Source organism: Larkinella knui, assembly GCF_003858645.1.
Lineage (GTDB): Bacteria > Bacteroidota > Bacteroidia > Cytophagales > Spirosomataceae > Larkinella > Larkinella knui.
In genome coordinates this window covers 266529-284692 of record NZ_RQJP01000003.1, presented here as the reverse complement: position 1 = coordinate 284692, position 18164 = coordinate 266529, and the positions used below count along the sequence as shown (strand labels likewise).

Genomic DNA, 18164 nt, shown 5'->3' with positions numbered 1-18164 from the left:
GTTTTATTACCGGAACCGACTACATTCGCATCCTGATTACTACTACCCGACTCCGTAGCTCAGTTGGTAGAGCAACTGACTCTTAATCAGTGGGTCGACAGTTCGAACCTGTCCGGGGTCACTCGCATGAACACTGAGTTAGCCGCTATTTCATCATAGCGGCTTTTTGTTTGATGGACCCGTTGTTACACAAAAGCGGAATTTTCCTCGTGTCAGGCTGGGCAAGTACTTAAAGAATCGTGCTGGCTCCCGGAACTTTCAACGCCAGGCGGCCGATGATGAAAGAGCCGATGACGGCCAATGGAGCAACCAAAGTGAGCTTTAGCAAGGGATCAAAAGGCAAGTCCGCTACCAACAGTGACAATCCGATAATGACCAGTGGATGGAATATATAGGTACTGTAGGCACTTCGGGTTAGCTTATTCAAGAAGGGATTACTGCCATTCCAATGGTATTTACTGTAGCTGAGCAAAGCTACGCAGATAGGAATACCCACTAGTTGCTCCCAGAGGCATAGTAGCAGGGATTGCCCGTTCCATCCTCCATTAAAATTACCAATTGGCAGTTGCAGTGTTGTCGTTACAATGAACAGCAAGGGGAAACCAATGCCGACCAAAGCCAGGGCTAACCAACCAAACCGCTTTCCTTGCCGGAGCGTTAGTTGATCGAGCCATTCATTCTGGCGAGCCAGCACACCTACCGCGAATAAGGCTATATATTGAGGGAAGTAAGCCAGCTGAAAGCCCAGTCCGGGTATTGTCCAGCCGACCGGAAAAACCAATCGAACCAGGAAACTGATCAACCCAACGGCAATCGCAAACAACAGAATACCGCGCATGGAAGGAAGGTTGATGGCATACTGGAGCGGAGAGCGTTGCCGAAGAACCACATAAATCAGGGTAAACACCAGTAACGCTGCAACAAACCACAAGACGCCCGGATCGATCCAGTTGTCGTAGCCCATTAGAAATTGCCAAAACGTAGCCCGTTTATGCTGTCCATACCGGTATACTAAAAAATTCATGATTGGCGAGAGAATCAGGGAATAAAATACCAGCGGAATACCCAGCCGTTTGAGCCGGTCCATCACAAACCAAGGGGCTCCTTTGCGCTGGTAAGCGGGTTCGACAAAGTAAGCTGAGAGCAGAAAGAAAAGCCCCATAAAAAACGACTGATTGGTGGCAACAACCAGCGTTAACCCAAACCGAGCCGCGAGCTGGGTCGTGGGTTGTCGGAAATACCAGCCACCTGGTGCGCCGTAGGTAATGCAAACGTGGTGCAAAATGACCAGTACGGTTAACAGGATTTTGATATAATCGAGATAGTGAATTTTGGGTTGGGCACTACTGACCGGGGGAAAAGATTCAGTGGTCGACATGGGAGGCCGTTGGGACTAGTGCATCAGGCTATAGAAATACCGCACGGTATCGGGCCTGGCACCGGCTTCCGGAATATAATCGGAAGCTTCCATCGTTCGCGTATCCCCTTTACCAGTGAGCTTAAAAAAGCGTTTTCCGTGATTGAAGTAAAACACGGTAATGGTCAGGTTTTTTGAACTGGCGACCGGAGCAGGTGATCGTAACCAACTATCGGTAAACAGAAGAGAGCCATTTCTGAATAGTTTCTCATAGTCACCTGATCCATCGTTTCCAATTTCGACCATTTCCGAGTACCCAATCTGTGGGCCGACCTTTGTTCCCGATGGAGAAACAATCTTTTCCAATTGCCATTTACCTAATAAATAGCTGGTAACAGGCCCGCCTGCATCAAAACCATTGTCTTTTTTACAGCCTATCGCCAGGAAAAGCAGCGGTAGTAAAGGGGCAATCGTTCCGAAAAATTTCTTCATGGCTCATTCGTTTTTATCAGGACCTGTAAATGAGACACTTCGTTGGAATCGGTGTAAATTAAAAAAATCTATTAAGAAAACCTTTTACTGAACGGGCTCTATTCCGAAAATTCATAATCAACAGGATTGCCGATTATGAAAAAGCCCCCGATAGGACCGGGGGCGTCTGACAGTCAGCAGCCTCTCTGAGTAGTCAGTGTAAATAAGACGAAACGGCAAGGCGAAAGTCACAGCTAATGGAAAAACGCCGGTTAAAATCCGGTTGCCCAGCGCAACCCGTTGACTGGTTTTACAGGATTCGGCCGGATTTAAGCCGCCCGACCTAATTTTTTCAGCAACCGGTAATGCGAATGCAGTGCCGAGAAAAAGGAAGGATTTTCCAGGTACGGCAAATTAAAATCGTGGGCGGTTTGCTTCACGATGGCCGTTAGGGCCGGGTAGTGAATATGGCAGACTTTAGGAAACAGGTGGTGTTCAATCTGGCGGTTTAGGCCCCCGCAGAAAAAAGCCGCAATGGCTGAACGGGGCGCAAAATTAGCCGTGGTCCGCATCTGATGAATCGCCCACGCTTCCTGAATACCGGCTCCTTCGGTCGGCACCGGAAACGACGTCCCTTCAACGACGTGCGCTAACTGAAAAACCAGTCCCAGGACCAGTCCTTCGACCAGATGCATGGCCACGAAACCGATCAGCAATTGCCACCAGGCCAGGTCGAGCACCAGATAAGGCAGTGCCAGAAAGAAAAAGTAATAGGCGGCTTTTGACGCGAACAACGTGATGTATTCACGACGGGGATGGTTGGTATTATCCTGCTGACCAATCTTGGGTTTAAAAAATTTCAGATAGTCTTTGCTAAAAACCCAGGAGAGTGAAGCCAGTGAATACAACCCAAAAGCGTACCAGTGCTGAAAGCGCTGCCAGGAACGAACCGGCTCGTCGGTGTCGACCCGGATTAAACCCGGTGCAATTTCAATGTCTTCGTCGTGGCCGGGAATGTTGGTGTAGGTATGATGAACGACATTGTGCGTAATTTTCCACACGTAGGGATTGGCGCCCGCCAGGTAGAAAGTAGCCCCCAGCAGCCGGTTTACCCAACTGCGGGACGAAAACGCACCGTGCAGGGCGTCATGGGAAACATTGAAGCCGATGAAGGCGGTAAACATGCCTAAACCAATGGCCAGGCCAAGCATGACCCAGGGGCCAAATTGATTGGACAGAATGAGGCCATACAGCAGGGCATAGCCAATCAAAAAGAACCCGGCTTTGGTCCACATGGCGCCATTGGCGTGGGGAGAAAGGCCTGTTTCCTTGAAGTATGCGTCGACTCGCTGTCGGGCCGTTGAAAAGAATTGCGACCGGGTGGTATTGTTGAATTTAAGTTGCATGGTTGATGTCAGTTGAGAATTCGGGAATTTCCTGCCATTGACGCAGGAATGGTAAGGGTATGGTCTATTACTTCCAGGGATGAGTCGTCCTGGGCAGCTTGATCGCTGATTTTGAACCGGTTTTACGCAACCACCTACTTGGGCCCTGATAAAAAATGGTAGATCGATCGGCTCTTGAACGGCGGATCTTTCCGGCGAACAGGAGACTCCTGCAAAGCCGCCTGATTTACAGGGTGCTGGAATCTGAAGGAATTTAAACGTGCTGCTATGGAGATCGTCGTCAAAAAGTAAAATCACCCGACGATTGTCGCCTGCGATACACTGCGGATAGTTGAGGAAGAGACTCGATTGAACGGCAAAAGCCGCTATTGTCTATGTAATAAACTAACTACATTGTAAGCTACTAACTAGTTCCTTTCTTTTCTAAAAAAAGCGGTTTATTTTATAAATGAAACCACGGGCAAGCCCGTAAAAGGCCGCCTGTTGATTGGTACATCTACGGCGACTGGATCAGTCATTAATTAAAGCATTATCTGCCCGACAAGCGTACGTGCATTCGTGCCTCAGCAACACAGCGATACGCCATCGAACATGTGTTTCATGCTTTCCATTATGAGAAGATAGCTTACCGCCACTGAAGACAGCGCAATACCGACACTTCTGCCAGCCGCCAGTCGGGTTTCGACCGCGTAAAGCGCATTGGGATGGCCTTTATACAATGGGCCGTATTGTCGGAACAACTCACCGGATCGCAAAACCTGAATTTGGCTAATCCAGAACGAATGCGTGATTTGATGTGGATTGCTGCGGGTTTGATCGAACGAATAGGTCAACTGCTGGCCGAAGCGCAGCGGGGAGTTTTCCTGCGAATACGTAATGACTTTCTCTTTGGTTTTTGCATTCACTACCGTCTGCTGAATCGGGAAATCGGCAATAGCCACGTAAATTCGGGAAGGCAGTTCCGTGATTTGGTTAGACCGGGCCGTTAGTCGATACGGCAAAATATCGAGTTGTTGATACTGGTAGTGAACCGTGTCGACATAAGCTCGTTTGGTGAAAGCCGGAAGCTGACTGTAGAGGGTTTGGGTGCCATTGCGTACCATGAAACTTTTCGACCAATCAAGGTAGATCGGCAGGTCCGTTTTATTGAACAACAAAAAACGCATACGACCGCCTTTTTCCCACAGGTTATACACCACTTTCAGGTGCTCATTTTCAAAAACAAAATTATTGTCGATGGGCTTGACCTGTTCGGATTGCACCGTGGCCACATGGTAAAATGAATTGTTGCAGCTCAGCAGCAACACCAAAATCAGCAGGGATAAAAGTTTTTTCATAGGAATGTGCGCAGGACGTGAGATATTATTTATCAGGGAAACTGTTGGCACAACCGTACCCATGCAGGAGGCTGAGTGAGATTGATGGGGCGGGTTTGATACGGCCAGCGTACAGTCGCCACTTTCAGAAATCGGGAAAAACCTTCGTGGTTGCAGCCGGAAGTAGGATCATGGGCTTTTGTCTTGATTCGTAGTAGCTTAGGTGGAGAAAATATACCATTATAAGGCGGATAAATCTAAACCTTTTTATTTAATGGAAAATGGGCACTGACCGCTGGCAACGCCCTGACAGATAGGAATCAGATGAATTGATTGCCAATTTGAATGGGCTGCGCTACCTTTCGCTGTTCTATTCCTATTGTGTGCTTTTTATGTCTCAAATTTCTCCTTCCGTTCACGCGCTGGCCCAAAAGTTATGGCAGTATCACCAACTCAATCAGCCGGTAGAAAAATCCGATGCCATCCTGGTTCTTTGCAGTTACGATAAACGGGTAGCCGAACGCGGAGCGCAACTCTGGCTGGAAGGCTGGGCTCCGCTATTGATCTTTTCCGGGGGCCTTGGGGTCATTACCCGAACCCTCTGGAGCGAGCCCGAAGCGGACCAGTTTGCCCAGATCGCCCGGAGTCTGGGCGTTCCAGCCGAGGCCATCCTGATTGAAAATCGATCGACCAATACCGGGGAGAATGTGCTTTTCACCCGGCAGCTGCTCGCCGAGCGCAACCTGGACCCGGCAAGCTTTCTATTGGTACAGAAGCCGTATATGGAACGCCGGAGTTACGCCACTTTCCGGAAAGTATGGCCCCAAAAATCGGTGCAGGTCACCTCCCCGCAGGTTTCTTATGAGGAATACCTGACGACCTATTCGAATCCGGATTTGTCGCAGGAAGCGATCATTATGATCATGGTGGGCGATTTACAGCGTATCAAAGAGTATCCTCAGAAAGGGTTTCAGATTCCGCAGGAAATACCGCAGGACGTTTGGGAAGCCTACGAAGCCTTGGTGGCGGCCGGGTATGATCAGCATTTGATTAAGTAGCTGACAATCTGCATAGAATGGGCCGATAACCGAGTCGTAATAGCTCGTTATCCCGAAAAAGACGCACAACCCGTTTGTACCAACCCGGTTTTGCCTTTGCAGGACTAAAACGGAAGGCGGGTTGGGCCGTTGGCTCATTAGGCTTAACCGCCCCAAGCCTTCGGCGATTGAAGTATCGTTTAAAACGCCAGATTCACCGGCACTCTGAAACGATGACCAATCGACGGGTTACCTATTTTATTCACTTGCTGGACGAACGAAAACCGTTATCGGATTCGGAAAAAAAGGAAATCGCTGATTACCTCGAACCCTATGTGTCGGATCTGCAACGGGAGCACGTCCTTCATGGGGGCAGTGTCTATTATGCCGTTCACCTGTTGGAAGCGGTCTGGCAACAGGAAAATGAACGGAAACACTGGCTCGCCCGCCAATTTAACGAATATGTAACGGCTTTTCAGGAATTGCTTAGAAAGTATAAAACCTAGTCCTGAATATCCATCCTGCTTATTTTCCCTTCCTTAAAAGTATACAGGTGGATAATCTGCCCATCCATCAGCACCTGGCCCGCATGGGTTTTAACGACCTGATGAACAGTTACTTCAATTTGTCCGTGGTCGTTCTCCCGCACCGAAACCGGCACTACCGTAGGATTGATTTCCTGCCATTGCCGGAGCCAGTAGGTTCTTACTTCATCGTGTCCATTGACGTAACCGCCTTCCCAACCGTTGGGCCACTGGACGTTTGAATGCATTAGCTCCAGCACACCGTCGATATTTCTGTCGTTAAAAGCCTGGTAGGCCCGCTCGATTTGGGTTTGATAATCCATTCGCTTAGGGTCTTGATTAGTGATTTCAAATTAAGCGAATAGTCCGCCCGTTGAGCGTCGGTAAAAGTTGAGATTTTGTAGGCTTCTCTTGGTATGTGCGTGTTATTTCTTTTGTGACCTGGAAAGCACGGAGTGTCTTTTTCAGAACGCCCGAATCGGCCGCCATCCGTAGAACGCGTCTTCCGGGTGATAGGCCGGGCATTTGAAAAAAAGCCAGGCCCTACCTGCCTGGCTTTTCGCGTAGTTGTAATTCACACCCTAACTTGCACAAGGGACTGGCAAACGTAAAGCGGGAGCCGGTGAACTACAAGCCAATGGGTGCAGAAACGGGAGAAAGCCCGTCAGAAACGGGAGATTTCCCATCAAAGCTCCGGGCTTATTAATCTGCAAGTTGCCTGCGGGGCCGGTAAATCAAATTTTTAACCCTGACCGTTGCCCATCCACTACGCTTTCTTTTGTTTAAAAACCTGAAATCGTTTGTTTTTGCCGCGAAAACCGGCGGGTTCCAGAGCTTCGTTTAAAGACTGGAAATCCGTCATATTTTTATACCTTGCTTTTACGACATCAACGAAATGATGTTGTTTCTATAAATAGTACACCCTTTTCTACAAACTTCAATGGGCGAATACCAAACTCCGAAAGACCGGGCGTATACCGACATGCTGATTCGTTCGGCTTCCAAAGAGGCTGCGGCCTTTCTTAACCTCAAGCATACGGCAGAACGAAAAGATGGCGTCATTCCGGTAAAGTATCGAGAACTCATGTCGGTGGCCGTTGCGCTAACCACCCAATGTGCGTATTGCATTGAATCGCACATCAATAATGCCGTTCAGGCCGGTGCCACTCGCGAAGAAATTGCCGAAACCGTGTTCATTGCGGCCGCGATTCGTGCCGGTGGTGCCGTTGGAAATGGGCTGCTGGCCATGCGTCTTTTCGAAGAAGCAAGTACATCGAACAGTTGAATAGGGTTTGAACTGCCAGGCATCACCCTGCGCGGACAAAACTTTACTTTTTGCGCAGAAAGTCAATGGTAGTTAAAAACCGCTTTACTAATTTATTGAACCGGTTTACTATCCACTTGATGGCGAATACAGCCAAAGCAATCTATAGCCTTGTTTCAAAATTAAAAAAGGATTGTTTCTACAAAACACGAATCCGCGCCGGCATTGTAGCAAGCCAGGATTTCAAATCTGGAAGCTTCGGAACAGGTCATTAATACCGGAATATGTTTCCAATTCCGGTCTTTTTTGATCGATTTCAGCGTCTGTAGTCCGCCTTTCAAGGGAAGGTGAAGGTCAATCGTAATGAGATCAGGATAGTGCTGCGTCTTGGATAGATGGTTGAAAAGCGATAAATCGTTGGGGAAAAACTTTAGATTGCCAATGGCACCAATGTGGGTTAATACTTTGTCCATGTGCAAATGCGCATCTGCGTGGCCAACAAATGTACAGATCAATACATTCTTCATTCCTTTTAGAAATGTCTGCTGTTTGCTAAAGTTACTGAATAGTACCGGCTAAATGGAGAGCGATTGACGCTTTAAGTAATTAAATTCTTTTTTGGAGAAAGAAGGTGATTATGCGGTGACTACCAGATCCTTTTAAAACGGAAAAAACGGGTGAGAAAAGAGAATAAGTACACCCGCTTTACGGTTTCTCTCCGGTTAGAAACGGCTGACATTATCGCGTTCTTGGCTTAACTGTAAATAAGCCAGGAACGCGATAAAAGGCCAATACAATCTGATTCGATAAAGGCCGCCGAAAGGATTGACGCATCGGCTGGCCGGAGCACTGCTGAAAGCGGAGTTTACAAAAGCCAACACGCAGATGGCTACTTTCGTATCGGCTTTGTCGTTGGGTCGATGATGATCAGGGGATAGTCACGCGGGATACGGTAAATGGTAAAACCGGCGGTGTAGGCCCCGATCGGCGGTTTAATTGGCCATTGACTACCAGAAAATAAGGGCCTGCTTTGGCCAGAGTGGTATTAAACAACAGGTTGTTGCCAAAACCCGCCCCGACGGTTCCCTGCAAAAAATCATTGCTAAGGGTTACCGGGAAAATCAGATTGGTCACATTTCGTGAAACGTACAGCCTGTTCTGCTCAAGCCACAACCCATCGCCGGCGGTTACGGGGGTGTCGAGTTGAATCTCTGCAATGGCTTTGCTGTTGACCGTGATCCGGTATAATTTGCCGGTGGACGAGACCACCACAATCAGATAACCGCCGTCGGGCGTGAGCACAATCCCGTTGGCGTTGACACCGCCCGGCGTATAAGGAATCTGCTGATCGGTAAAGGTTAGCCATCGTTCCATATCGCCCGGTTGCGCATCGGCAACACCGGTGCGGTAAATCTGCTGGTTCCACGAATCGGTGAAGTACACATACTGACCATCGAGAATGCAATCGTTGATAAATCCGGTTGCCGAAAAAGTAGACAGATCCCAGCTTTTGAGCAGCGAGCCATCGGGATTGAGCACATAAATTTTATTCTGGGTGCCCCCACAAACCCATAAACGCCCTTTTGAATCGAGCTTCATACCGTTGCAGGTGGCCCGTCCCTGAGCCGCTCCGGAAGCAAACAGGCTACTCGACCCCGTCTGAACATCTACTTTCAGAATATCACCATTGCCAAGGCTGCCCGTATAAAAGACGCCCTGGCTGGCATCATACGCAATTCCTTCCGGAAAAAAAGTCTCGCCCGGAATCGTATAACTGGATTGCCGGATCTCGATTGGATCAACAATATGGTCTTTTAGGCAGGCACTGCAGACGACTAAAAGCAGAAAAGCAAAAAGGATAGAACGGTTCATCGAATGTGGTTTTAGGGTGAATTATACAGTAACCGCCAGCGCCACAAACCGTCTTTGTAATGATCGACTTCCTTATCCACCGGGCAAAGGGCAAAGCAAAAGCGTTCGTTGGGCGCTAAAAAACCGGGGCTGGCCAGCGCTCGCAGACAATTGCATCCCTAGATTTTGCAGCACAACCGGACTTCGTATGTTTATTTTCCACTATTTTTAGCGGCATAACTTCCTTTCTATGGCAGCCGGTATTCCCATTGAAATCGACAGCGCGGTGACGACCATCATTGTCCAGCGTCCCTACAAAAATCAGATTCACGCTTATGAGAACTGGCTAAAGGAGATGGTTCCGCTGGCTCAGGGAGCTGCCGGACATCGGGGAGTAAATGTCATCCGACCCCACGGCCAGACCCAGGCCTACACCATTGTGCTTCACTTTGCTTCGGAAGCTACGCTGCGGAACTGGCTGGAGTCCGATACGCGCCGGCAGATGATCGAGAAGGTGCGTCCTTTTCTGGATACCGAAGAAAAAATCGAAGTAAAAACCGGTCTGGAATTTTGGTTTACGCCACCCGAAACCAAAAAAGCCGCACCGCCTTACAAACAATTTCTCCTCACACTGTCGGCCATTTTTCCGTTATCCGTTCTGGTTTCCTGGCTGCTCGCGCCCGTTTTTTCGGCCCTGCCTTTTTTAGCAGGGGTTCCGTTACTGAAGCCGTTTATGACGAGCCTGATCATTGTCGGACTCATGACGTTTGTGATTATGCCGCGCTATGTCCGTCTGGTTGCCAACTGGCTCTACCGCTCCTAGTTCAGCCAGAAAACAGACCGTTTCGGAACGATTCAACCCCTTATACAAAAAAAGTGGGCCACCACGGTCCAATTTATCACTTCTCAGTCATCATGGCCATGTCAACCAAACACTTGATTCACATGGTACTCGATCACAAAACAGACCAGGGGAGGCACCTGGCTTACTGGGTAATCACGGGGCTTCTGGTATTCGGCATGGAAGCAGGCGGTTTTGCCCAATTTTTTCAGGCTCGATTCAACACCGACGGTTTTATTCATCTGGGCTATCCACTGTATTCGATGAAAATCATCGGGGCCTGGAAAATAGTCGGGGGAGTTGTTCTCCTCCTGCCCGGCTACGTACTACTGAAAGAATGGGCTTACGCCGGTTTCTTTTTCCTGCTAACCGGGGCGGTTATCTCGCACATCGCTTCCGGAGATGCTTTCTATCAGTGGGTCGGGCCGCTTGTATTTGCGCTGTTAACCGTTTGGTCGTGGGCTATACGGCCGGCCAATCGACGGATTAAAGCCGAATTTGAACCCGCCTTGCGCCGGTAACGGATTCATTGTCTGCCTGTTGGCAGGCACCGATACGGGACTTGTAGCCATTCCGGCTTTTTACGGATCCCTCCGGCCGGTCACGATCGGCCGGAGGCAAAATAAAGAAAGCCAGACGACGTTTGAAGTCACCTGGCTCTTGTCACCGCTTTATGGATGGTTATTTTTTCAATCAGGTACTTTTCACAGTATCCCCACCCATCAGCGATTTACAAATACATAACCGGCACGGGTTAAAAGTGTTTGAAAATTTCTTCAAAAAATAAGGATTCCCTTCCCCGCATCGCCAGACGCTTCTTCCGGTTTGTTCCAGCGGATGTACTTCATGCAGAACCAGACCCGCCATTCCCGGTCAACAACAACCGGCTGACACTCGCCCGACTGCGATTATTCCGTCATCCGGCCCGTAGATTCAACCCGGGTGACCGACGTCCAATACTGGCGGATAAATAAAGGCCACGCTAAACGATTAGGATAGGGGCCTCTGCCTGCTTTTGACGGAAGAAGCGGAAGCGGAGTAGCAGCAACGGGCAACGTTACGGAACGGGACTGACGCCGATGATGTCGAATTCGTTAATTTAGAGGAAATCATAAACAAACCAACATGAGCGAAATCAGGAAAGAAGAGGTCAAACAGGAAGTTTTCGACCTTTATGATGACTATGCACACAATCGGATCGACCGGCGCGACTTCGTACAAAAGCTCTCTGCGTATGCGGTAGGCGGTATTACCGTGGCCTCCCTGATGGGATTTCTCATGCCCAATTACCAGGGCGCAATCCAGATCAAACCGGATGATCCCCGCCTGAAATCGGACTACATCAACTATCAGTCTGCCAAAGGAGGGGGAAACATCAAAGCGTTGCTGTCGATGCCGGTCGATACGAAAAAGAAACTCGGCGGCATCGTTGTGGTTCATGAAAACCGGGGGCTGAATCCGCACATTGCCGATGTTGCCCGGCGGGCGGCACTGGCCGGTTTTGTTTCGATTGCGCCGGACGCCTTAACCCCACTGGGCGGTTATCCGGGGAATGACGATGACGGCCGCGCGTTGCAAAGTAAACGCGACCGCAATGAAATGCTGGAAGATTTCAAAGCCGCTTATGATTATCTGAAAAACCACAAAGATTGCAATGGCAAAGTTGGGGTGGTCGGTTTTTGCTTTGGCGGGTGGATTTCCAACATGATGGCCGTACAAATTCCCACCTTAGCGGCTTCGGTTCCGTTTTATGGCGGTCAACCGGCGACCGAGGATGTTCCTAAAATAAAAGCGCCCCTGCTGCTGCACTTTGGCGAACTGGATAAAGGCGTGAACGCCGGTTGGCCTGCTTATGAAGAGGCTTTGAAACAGAATAAAAAAGAGTACACGGCCTATGTGTATCCCAATGCCAACCACGGCTTTCACAACGATACGACCCCTCGTTATGACAAAGCAGCGGCCGAACTGGCCTGGAAACGGACCGTCGACTTTTTCAATGCAAAATTGGCGTAATAGGTACCCCCATGAAAAGATTCCTGTTTTTGTTTTTTGGCATCACCACCCTCTGGTTTCGCCCGTCCCACGCGCAAACGACACCAGTTCGTGACAGGGCCGGAACCACGTTTTCCAATCCGTTACCCGTCCAATTTGGCGACCCCTACATTCTGTATACCAGGGGTACGTATTACCTGTATGGAACCGGCGGAGCCGATAAGGGATTTGCTGCGTATTCATCCAAAGACCTGGTGAACTGGAAGCCGGAAGGGCAGGTGTATTTTCACAATAACAAAAATGGCTGGAGCGATCCCAAGGCAAGCTGGGACGGGGCCTACTGGGCCCCGGAAGTGTATGAGGTGAAAGGGAAATTTTACCTGTTTTACAGTGCGCAATGGAAAGTCAACCCGTCCCGGGAAGTGGAGAATTTCCGTATTGGGGTGGCTGTGGCCGACAAACCTACCGGGCCTTTCATTGATCTGGCCAACCAACCGGTTTTTGATCCCGGGTATCCCATCATTGATGCCAATGTGTTTTTCGAATCGAACGGAAAAGCTTACTTATACTATTCGCGTTGCTGCTACAAACACCTGGTCGAAAGCGAAGTGGCCGATTTAGCCCGGAAAAAAGGGTGGTTCAAGGAAGTTGAGGAAAGCTGGGTGTACGGCGTCGAGCTCAAACCCGACTTCTCCGGTGTCATCGGCGAACCGGTTTTACTGCTGCGCCCCCCGGTGCGGCTCAGCGACAAACAGGCCGAATGGGAAAGCCGGTCGGTTACGGCCCGCGAAGTAAACCGTCGCTGGACGGAGGGCTCCGTTACGTTTAAAAAAGACAACATGTATTACATCATGTATTCGGCGAACCATTTCGGTGGCCGGTATTATGCCATTGGTTATGCCACGTCTACCTCTCCTTTAGGGCCGTTTAAAAAGTCGGATGACAATCCGGTTTTGCAGAAAAATACCGACCAGGGAGGAACGGTTACGGGAACGGGGCACAACAGCATTGCCTACTCGCCGGACCGCAAAGAGATGTTCTGCGTCTACCACGCCAGAACCGCCAAAACCGGCGATGAAAGAGTGGTCTGTATTGACCGCATGCAGGTGAAAAATGGCAAAATAACGGTCTTTGGTCCCACCACGACCCCTCAAAAATACCCATCAGGCGTACCCGTGGCGGTCCATACTAAGTGAGTCCCTTTGATTGGGTCGTCCCGTAACGCAGCGGTTTATCCACTGGCTCTACCAAAAAAATCACCGAATTCCGTGACAAAAAAGCACGGAATTCGGTGATTTTTTTGGTAGAGAAAAGGCGGTCCTTTGTACCCTGGATTCTGAAAGCGCCTGACCAAAATGGATACCGGCGAATTTCACTACCGGTATGGTATGATTGCTATTGAGGCCAAAATCGGGCATTCTTCCGCCCGGTAATGCCAGCATGTGGATTCCATTCCGCGAAGGAGGGCAAAAGGCGGACAATCATCCGGTACGTCACCATCCAACGTCCATGAAACCAGCGAGATACCCGAAAAGGGCCTCTACTGATTTATGAAAATAAAGTAGTAACTAGAGTAAGAAAAGGACGCGGGCCCGTCTGGCCGAATGGAGCTATCGAGGGGCGGCTAAAAAGGTAATAATCTTCATTCACTAAATCAAAAAAAGACATGAATCCAAACAAAGCTTTGTGGGAAAAAGGGGATTTCACCCAACTGGCCCAAACCATGCGCGAAAGCGGGACGGCACTGGTGGCCCAACTGGGTATCACCAGAGATGTTAAGGTGCTCGACCTCGGCTGTGGTGACGGCACCACGGCCATTCCCGAAGCCGAACTGGGGGCTACGGTTTTAGGAGTCGATATTGCCCGGAATCTGGTTGAAGCCGGCAACAGACGGGCCAAGGAGCGTGGGCTCACCAATGTCACATTTCAGGAAGGCGACGCGACCGATTTGCAAGAGTTGCAGGATCAGAGTTTTGATCTCGTCGTGAGCATATTCGGGGCCATGTTTGCACCCAGGCCGTTTGAGGTAGCCAAAGAAATGGTCCGCGTGACCCGCCCCGGCGGACGGATTGTGATGGGAAACTGGATTCCGGGCGATCCTACGCTGGTAGCGCAAATTTTAAAGATCAGTTCGGCCTACACTCCACCACCGCCGGAAGGTTTCATCAGTCCGATGTTGTGGGGTATTGAAAGTCATGTTATCGAACGGTTTGAAAAAGCCGGTGTGCCCAAAGAAAACATCAGTTTCCTCAGGGATACGTTTACCTTTAACGCGCCGTATTCTCCATTAGAATTCGTCAGCAAGTTCAAAAACTACTACGGCCCCACCATGAATGCGTTTGAGGCCGCTGAAAAAAATGGGAAAGCCTCGGACTTGCAGCGTGAACTGGAAGAACTGTTTACCAATCAAAATACCAGCCCCGACCAGACCACTACGTCCATACCGGCCACGTTCCTGCGCGTGACGGTGGTGCGATGAGCCCCGGTTCCAAAGATGATTTTAGCCAAACCGCCCGTCGGCCGGTTGAACGTGATTCGAATTAGTCCGACAGCATCGGTAAGTGAATCGCTACTTTAGTGCCGGTCGGCTGCTGGTTGGCGTCTACTTTATCCAGGATAACTACCTGGCTTGGCTGGCCCGTTTGCTGACTAATCAACTGCAACCGCTCTTCGGTCACTTTCAGGCCCACGCTCTGGTGCGAAGCGACGGTTTTGCTCTTCAGTTCGCCCGCTTTCCGGCGTCCTACCCCGTCATCCTCGACGCTGCATTCCAGCCCCTGGCCGTTGGGTTGGATGCATACCGTTATGTTGCCCCGGCTTTTCTTGTAGGCAATACCGTGAAGAATGGCATTTTCGATGTAAGGCTGGATAATCATCGGCGGAATCGACACGGTTTCCTGCGAAAGGGCGGGGTCGGTTTCGATGGAAAAGTCAAATTTATTGCCGAAGCGGAGTTGCTCCAATTCTAAATACAACTGCAGCTGTTCGAGTTCGCTGGCTAAAGTCACCCACTCCTGGCGGGAGTTTTCCAGAATGAGCCGCATCAGCCGGGCAAACTTGACCAGAAATTTATCCGCGTTGTCACTGTCATTCTGGAGCACAAACAACCGAATGGCATTCAGCGAGTTGTATAAAAAATGCGGGTTCATTTGCGACCGCAGCGCCTTCATCTGAACGGCCGACATCTGTTGCAGTAATTTTTCGGTAACCAGCTCGGCTTCAACCTGTTCGCGTTGCCGTTGCTCCCGTTCGCGGGCGAGCACCTGCTCAACAATCGCGCTCTTGATGGCACCCCTCCGCTGGCTATAGCCCAGCAATAAGGTAAAGCAGGTTAACTCGCCGATGATTCCAAACTCCAGATAGGTGAGCGGTGCAAACCAGAACGGGTCTGCCCGTATGGTATAGATCCACCCTGTTGACATCAGCATAGAGGCAATGGCCCCCGCCAGCAGCAGACCCGAGCCCAGGGCCAGGTAGCGCGGAACGACGCCCTTCAAACGACTCATTTGCGGAATGGCGTAAGTCGCCAACCCAATGATAATCAGGCGAATCAGGATGTGAGCCAGGTTATAAATTGAGGCATCCCAGTAGACGAAACACACGACCGCCATCAATCCGAAATAGCCCAGAATAACAACTCTTGTCCGGTCAAACAGCCACAGCAGACGCGGAATCGTTCGGCGAAGCTGAAGCAAAGAATCAATAAAACTGAAATACACCACATACGCCAGCATGGGTGCCGTGGCCCGAACAAAACTCTGTACGCTCGTCGATACGTAGGCGTTCAGGCCGTCTACCCGCAGGCTGAAATAGATCAGCCAGGCCAGCATATATACGGCATAAAGCCCATAAATCCGCTCCCGGTAGATACTCCACTGTACTAAATTGAGCAACAGGATTGAACTGACCATACCCGTAAACAGCAGGTTCCAGGTAGTAAAATGCATGAACTGAGAGTAGGTTGGTAAATCAACGCATCAAATGAAATGCAATATAGGCTAATCGAAAGCCACGAAAGCCCTGGCGAATCAACTTATTCCTTTTCTTTCCGTCGACCAATGACCGGGCAGCGTTTAAACGGTTTGGTGCGGTCGAATAAATAGCGGTATGTGACGTGGGTTTTGACAATGGTTGAGCCCAACTGGCTCACAAACCGCACCATAATGGGGTTGAAATCACCCACCCAGTTCATTTCCAGCTCAGTATATTGAAAGTCTGGATTGTGTGCCGCTTCGTGGGGCATCCGCAGGGCAATGGCCGCTTCGAGACCTTTCCCCTGGTGGGCGGGCGATACGCCAAACACGACCCCGAATGCTTTCCGGTTTGTTTTCCGAATCATGTGCCACAAAAACTTCAGTTTACCGATCCAATCGAGCTTCCCGTTTACGTACTTGAAGACCTGGTTCAGTTCGGGCAGGCAAACGAAAAACGCGACGGGTTCATCGCCGTAGTAGGCGAAGTAGATGATTTTCTCGTCGATGACCGGCTTCAGTTTCTGCATGAGTACCTGAGCCTGTTCTGCCGACATTTCCTTGACACCGCTATGCCCCCCCCAGGCTGCGTTGTAGATATGCCGGAACTGCTCGGCGGCTGCGGGCAGTTGCCGCTTATCAATCGTTCGGAAGCTGTAATCGGTGTTTTCGTAGATGCGCCGGGCGCGGTCTTTAACGGCCTGCGACATACTGGTCAGCTTGGACCAGGTGGTTGGAATACCAAACGTGAACTGTTTGAAATAATCCTGAAAGCCGTACTCCTCGAAGAACGAAATGTAGTACGGTTTGGTGTAGGGCATGCAGTAGTTCGGTTCACGTTCGAAGCCATCGACCAGCAAGCCCCACCAGCGGTCGCGATCCCCGAAATTAATAGGGCCGTCCATGGCCTCCATGCCCCGGTTTTGGAGCCAGCTTCGGGCCGTATCGAAGAGCCGAAACGCGGCTGCCCGGTCGTTGATGCACTCAAAAAAGCCCAGCCCACCCGTCGGTTGGTCATTATCGAGATTTGCAATGTCGCGGTCTACGAAAGCCGCGACCCGCCCGATGGTTTCCTGCGCATCGTTGAGCAACAAATACCGGACACACTCACCGTTGTCGAACCGCTTGTTGCGGGTCGGGTCAAAAACCTCTTCTACATCCGTATCCAGCGGCCGTATCCAACAGGGATCGTTGCGGTAAAGCCGTACCGGAAACTGGATAAACTCACGTTGGTATCTGGCGTTTTGGCCAACCTCAATTACCTGCATTCAGACTTCGCCTAGTGGGCTGCAAAGGTAGGTATTAAACAGGAAAAACCACCGTACGGCGCACGACAACCTGCTTTTCGCAACCGACCGATTTGTTGACCCCACCTCGGCTCTTTTTACCCGACGGCACCGGATCAACGCGCCTGGCTGAAGCATGCTGGAAAACCCAAAACCGGATTTTCGGGTTAAACACGGATGATACCGCTACACGCCTTGTCGGCAACCATCGACGAACTTGTTACATCGGGCCAAAACCCCGCCGAAATCCTAAACCAGGTGGTGCAGGTTGTGGGAACGGCCCTCGACGCCGATCGCTGTTTTCTGTATGTCCGGCAACCCGATCGGGGGCGGGGGCGAACTGCTTTTTGCTGGCGTAAAAACGAGACGATACCCGACAAAAATACAATACAGCCCAACTGGCAAGCCGATACCGGGGCGTTGGCCGCCGAAGACCCGCTGATTCGGGCGGCACTGGCGATGAAACCGTCGGTCTATGTCGATGATGTGGACACTGCCGGCCCCGACGTATTGAACCGGCAGTTTGAGCGGGAAACATTCGGCCACCGGGCGCTGGTTCATGCTCACATTCAACGGGATAACAAACTGTGGGGGATTTTGCAGCCCTGCCTGTTTGGGAATCCCCGACACTGGACTGCTGAAGAAAAGGCGCAGATCGAAGCCATCCTGCCACAGTTGCAGCCGGTAATTGCGGCTTATGGGACGGCTGACTGAGAGGCCGGAAAATACATTCAGATCAGACCTTTAACCTGGGCGTTTATCCGAAATCCGAATGGGGTGGGCGAGGGGCTGATGGAAAACACCGATTTAATGCGGAAGTTTTGGGCCATTTAATCGAAATTTGATCG

At 50.4% G+C, this 18164-nt stretch carries 18 protein-coding genes and 1 tRNA gene; 10 read left to right on the top strand and 9 right to left on the bottom strand.

Going from position 1 to position 18164, the window contains the following annotated elements:
- Window positions 1–48 precede the first annotated feature (48 nt).
- Window positions 49–121 (top strand) — tRNA-Lys (locus EHT87_RS15180).
- 108 nt (window positions 122–229) lie between these two features.
- Here the strand turns inward: EHT87_RS15180 and EHT87_RS15175 are convergent.
- From EHT87_RS15175 to EHT87_RS15160, 4 genes are all read right to left on the bottom strand, one after another.
- On the bottom strand, window positions 230–1378 hold the full coding sequence (locus EHT87_RS15175) for an acyltransferase family protein (protein ID WP_124907499.1): 1149 nt from the start codon (window positions 1376–1378) through the stop codon (window positions 230–232).
- 15 nt (window positions 1379–1393) lie between these two features.
- Window positions 1394–1849 (bottom strand): hypothetical protein, encoded by a 456-nt coding sequence (locus tag EHT87_RS15170; RefSeq protein WP_124907498.1) that lies wholly within the window; start codon window positions 1847–1849, stop codon window positions 1394–1396.
- Window positions 1850–2157: 308 nt separating this feature from the next.
- Window positions 2158–3234, bottom strand: a complete 1077-nt coding sequence (locus tag EHT87_RS15165) for a fatty acid desaturase family protein (protein ID WP_124907497.1) — start codon at window positions 3232–3234, stop codon at window positions 2158–2160.
- 563 nt (window positions 3235–3797) lie between these two features.
- Window positions 3798–4571, bottom strand: a complete 774-nt coding sequence (locus tag EHT87_RS15160; protein WP_124907496.1) for a hypothetical protein — start codon at window positions 4569–4571, stop codon at window positions 3798–3800.
- A gap of 371 nt (window positions 4572–4942) precedes the next feature.
- Between EHT87_RS15160 and EHT87_RS15155 the strand changes: the two genes are divergently transcribed.
- Together EHT87_RS15155 and EHT87_RS15150 are read left to right on the top strand one after the other, a co-directional pair.
- Complete coding sequence (locus EHT87_RS15155) at window positions 4943–5608, top strand: YdcF family protein (protein WP_124907495.1); 666 nt, start codon at window positions 4943–4945, stop codon at window positions 5606–5608.
- Between the two features lie 212 nt (window positions 5609–5820).
- Window positions 5821–6093, top strand: coding sequence for a hypothetical protein (locus EHT87_RS15150; RefSeq protein ID WP_124907494.1), 273 nt, complete (start codon window positions 5821–5823; stop codon window positions 6091–6093).
- Here EHT87_RS15150 and EHT87_RS15145 read toward each other — a convergent pair.
- Window positions 6090–6434 carry a nuclear transport factor 2 family protein gene (locus EHT87_RS15145; RefSeq protein ID WP_124907493.1) on the bottom strand — a complete coding sequence of 115 codons (345 nt, stop codon included), beginning with the start codon at window positions 6432–6434 and terminating at the stop codon, window positions 6090–6092. The two genes, EHT87_RS15150 and EHT87_RS15145, sit on opposite strands and share 4 nt — an antisense overlap.
- 617 nt (window positions 6435–7051) lie before the next feature.
- On the opposite strand from EHT87_RS15145, the gene EHT87_RS15140 reads away from it, so the two are divergent.
- On the top strand, window positions 7052–7396 hold the full coding sequence (locus EHT87_RS15140; protein WP_124907492.1) for a carboxymuconolactone decarboxylase family protein: 345 nt from the start codon (window positions 7052–7054) through the stop codon (window positions 7394–7396).
- 161 nt (window positions 7397–7557) lie between these two features.
- Here EHT87_RS15140 and EHT87_RS15135 read toward each other — a convergent pair whose 3' ends face one another.
- Window positions 7558–7902 carry a response regulator gene (locus EHT87_RS15135; protein ID WP_124907491.1) on the bottom strand — a complete coding sequence of 115 codons (345 nt, stop codon included), beginning with the start codon at window positions 7900–7902 and terminating at the stop codon, window positions 7558–7560.
- A 400-nt stretch (window positions 7903–8302) separates the two neighbouring features.
- Window positions 8303–9247, bottom strand: a complete 945-nt coding sequence (locus EHT87_RS15130; RefSeq protein ID WP_124907490.1) for an SMP-30/gluconolactonase/LRE family protein — start codon at window positions 9245–9247, stop codon at window positions 8303–8305.
- Window positions 9248–9476: 229 nt separating this feature from the next.
- Between EHT87_RS15130 and EHT87_RS15125 the strand changes: the two genes are divergently transcribed.
- The 5 genes from EHT87_RS15125 (at window position 9477) to EHT87_RS15105 (ending at window position 14538) form a co-directional block, all read left to right on the top strand.
- On the top strand, window positions 9477–10049 hold the full coding sequence (locus tag EHT87_RS15125; protein ID WP_124907489.1) for an antibiotic biosynthesis monooxygenase: 573 nt from the start codon (window positions 9477–9479) through the stop codon (window positions 10047–10049).
- A 122-nt stretch (window positions 10050–10171) separates the two neighbouring features.
- Window positions 10172–10588 carry a DoxX family protein gene (locus tag EHT87_RS15120; RefSeq protein ID WP_124908133.1) on the top strand — a complete coding sequence of 139 codons (417 nt, stop codon included), beginning with the start codon at window positions 10172–10174 and terminating at the stop codon, window positions 10586–10588.
- A 604-nt stretch (window positions 10589–11192) separates the two neighbouring features.
- Window positions 11193–12080, top strand: a complete 888-nt coding sequence (locus EHT87_RS15115; RefSeq protein WP_124907488.1) for a dienelactone hydrolase family protein — start codon at window positions 11193–11195, stop codon at window positions 12078–12080.
- Window positions 12081–12091: 11 nt separating this feature from the next.
- Complete coding sequence (locus EHT87_RS15110; RefSeq protein WP_124907487.1) at window positions 12092–13255, top strand: glycoside hydrolase family 43 protein; 1164 nt, start codon at window positions 12092–12094, stop codon at window positions 13253–13255.
- A gap of 470 nt (window positions 13256–13725) precedes the next feature.
- Window positions 13726–14538 carry a class I SAM-dependent methyltransferase gene (locus EHT87_RS15105; protein WP_124907486.1) on the top strand — a complete coding sequence of 271 codons (813 nt, stop codon included), beginning with the start codon at window positions 13726–13728 and terminating at the stop codon, window positions 14536–14538.
- A gap of 61 nt (window positions 14539–14599) precedes the next feature.
- Here EHT87_RS15105 and EHT87_RS15100 read toward each other — a convergent pair whose 3' ends face one another.
- Together EHT87_RS15100 and EHT87_RS15095 are read right to left on the bottom strand one after the other, a co-directional pair.
- The gene (locus tag EHT87_RS15100; protein ID WP_124907485.1) at window positions 14600–16006 is read right to left on the bottom strand and encodes a sensor histidine kinase; all 1407 of its coding nucleotides are present in this window, start codon (window positions 16004–16006) and stop codon (window positions 14600–14602) included.
- An 86-nt stretch (window positions 16007–16092) separates the two neighbouring features.
- Entirely contained in the window at window positions 16093–17298 is a 1206-nt protein-coding gene (locus tag EHT87_RS15095) for a hypothetical protein (protein WP_124907484.1), read from the bottom strand.
- A 195-nt stretch (window positions 17299–17493) separates the two neighbouring features.
- Between EHT87_RS15095 and EHT87_RS15090 the strand changes: the two genes are divergently transcribed.
- Window positions 17494–18030, top strand: a complete 537-nt coding sequence (locus EHT87_RS15090; RefSeq protein WP_124907483.1) for a GAF domain-containing protein — start codon at window positions 17494–17496, stop codon at window positions 18028–18030.
- Window positions 18031–18164: the final 134 nt, after the last annotated feature.

What these genes read in the sequence shown, in the direction of transcription:
- EHT87_RS15110 (WP_124907487.1), top strand. Translation starts at nt 12,092, where the DNA reads ATGAAAAGATTCCTGTTTTTGTTTTTTGGCATCACCACCCTCTGGTTT.
- EHT87_RS15140 (WP_124907492.1), top strand. Translation starts at nt 7,052, where the DNA reads ATGGGCGAATACCAAACTCCGAAAGACCGGGCGTATACCGACATGCTG.
- EHT87_RS15165 (WP_124907497.1), bottom strand. Translation starts at nt 3,234, where the DNA reads ATGCAACTTAAATTCAACAATACCACCCGGTCGCAATTCTTTTCAACG.
- EHT87_RS15115 (WP_124907488.1), top strand. Translation starts at nt 11,193, where the DNA reads ATGAGCGAAATCAGGAAAGAAGAGGTCAAACAGGAAGTTTTCGACCTT.
- EHT87_RS15170 (WP_124907498.1), bottom strand. Translation starts at nt 1,849, where the DNA reads ATGAAGAAATTTTTCGGAACGATTGCCCCTTTACTACCGCTGCTTTTC.
- EHT87_RS15130 (WP_124907490.1), bottom strand. Translation starts at nt 9,247, where the DNA reads ATGAACCGTTCTATCCTTTTTGCTTTTCTGCTTTTAGTCGTCTGCAGT.
- EHT87_RS15160 (WP_124907496.1), bottom strand. Translation starts at nt 4,571, where the DNA reads ATGAAAAAACTTTTATCCCTGCTGATTTTGGTGTTGCTGCTGAGCTGC.
- EHT87_RS15095 (WP_124907484.1), bottom strand. Translation starts at nt 17,298, where the DNA reads ATGCAGGTAATTGAGGTTGGCCAAAACGCCAGATACCAACGTGAGTTT.
- EHT87_RS15125 (WP_124907489.1), top strand. Translation starts at nt 9,477, where the DNA reads ATGGCAGCCGGTATTCCCATTGAAATCGACAGCGCGGTGACGACCATC.
- EHT87_RS15135 (WP_124907491.1), bottom strand. Translation starts at nt 7,902, where the DNA reads ATGAAGAATGTATTGATCTGTACATTTGTTGGCCACGCAGATGCGCAT.
- EHT87_RS15100 (WP_124907485.1), bottom strand. Translation starts at nt 16,006, where the DNA reads ATGCATTTTACTACCTGGAACCTGCTGTTTACGGGTATGGTCAGTTCA.
- EHT87_RS15090 (WP_124907483.1), top strand. Translation starts at nt 17,494, where the DNA reads ATGATACCGCTACACGCCTTGTCGGCAACCATCGACGAACTTGTTACA.
- EHT87_RS15105 (WP_124907486.1), top strand. Translation starts at nt 13,726, where the DNA reads ATGAATCCAAACAAAGCTTTGTGGGAAAAAGGGGATTTCACCCAACTG.
- EHT87_RS15145 (WP_124907493.1), bottom strand. Translation starts at nt 6,434, where the DNA reads ATGGATTATCAAACCCAAATCGAGCGGGCCTACCAGGCTTTTAACGAC.
- EHT87_RS15155 (WP_124907495.1), top strand. Translation starts at nt 4,943, where the DNA reads ATGTCTCAAATTTCTCCTTCCGTTCACGCGCTGGCCCAAAAGTTATGG.
- EHT87_RS15120 (WP_124908133.1), top strand. Translation starts at nt 10,172, where the DNA reads ATGGTACTCGATCACAAAACAGACCAGGGGAGGCACCTGGCTTACTGG.
- EHT87_RS15150 (WP_124907494.1), top strand. Translation starts at nt 5,821, where the DNA reads ATGACCAATCGACGGGTTACCTATTTTATTCACTTGCTGGACGAACGA.
- EHT87_RS15175 (WP_124907499.1), bottom strand. Translation starts at nt 1,378, where the DNA reads ATGTCGACCACTGAATCTTTTCCCCCGGTCAGTAGTGCCCAACCCAAA.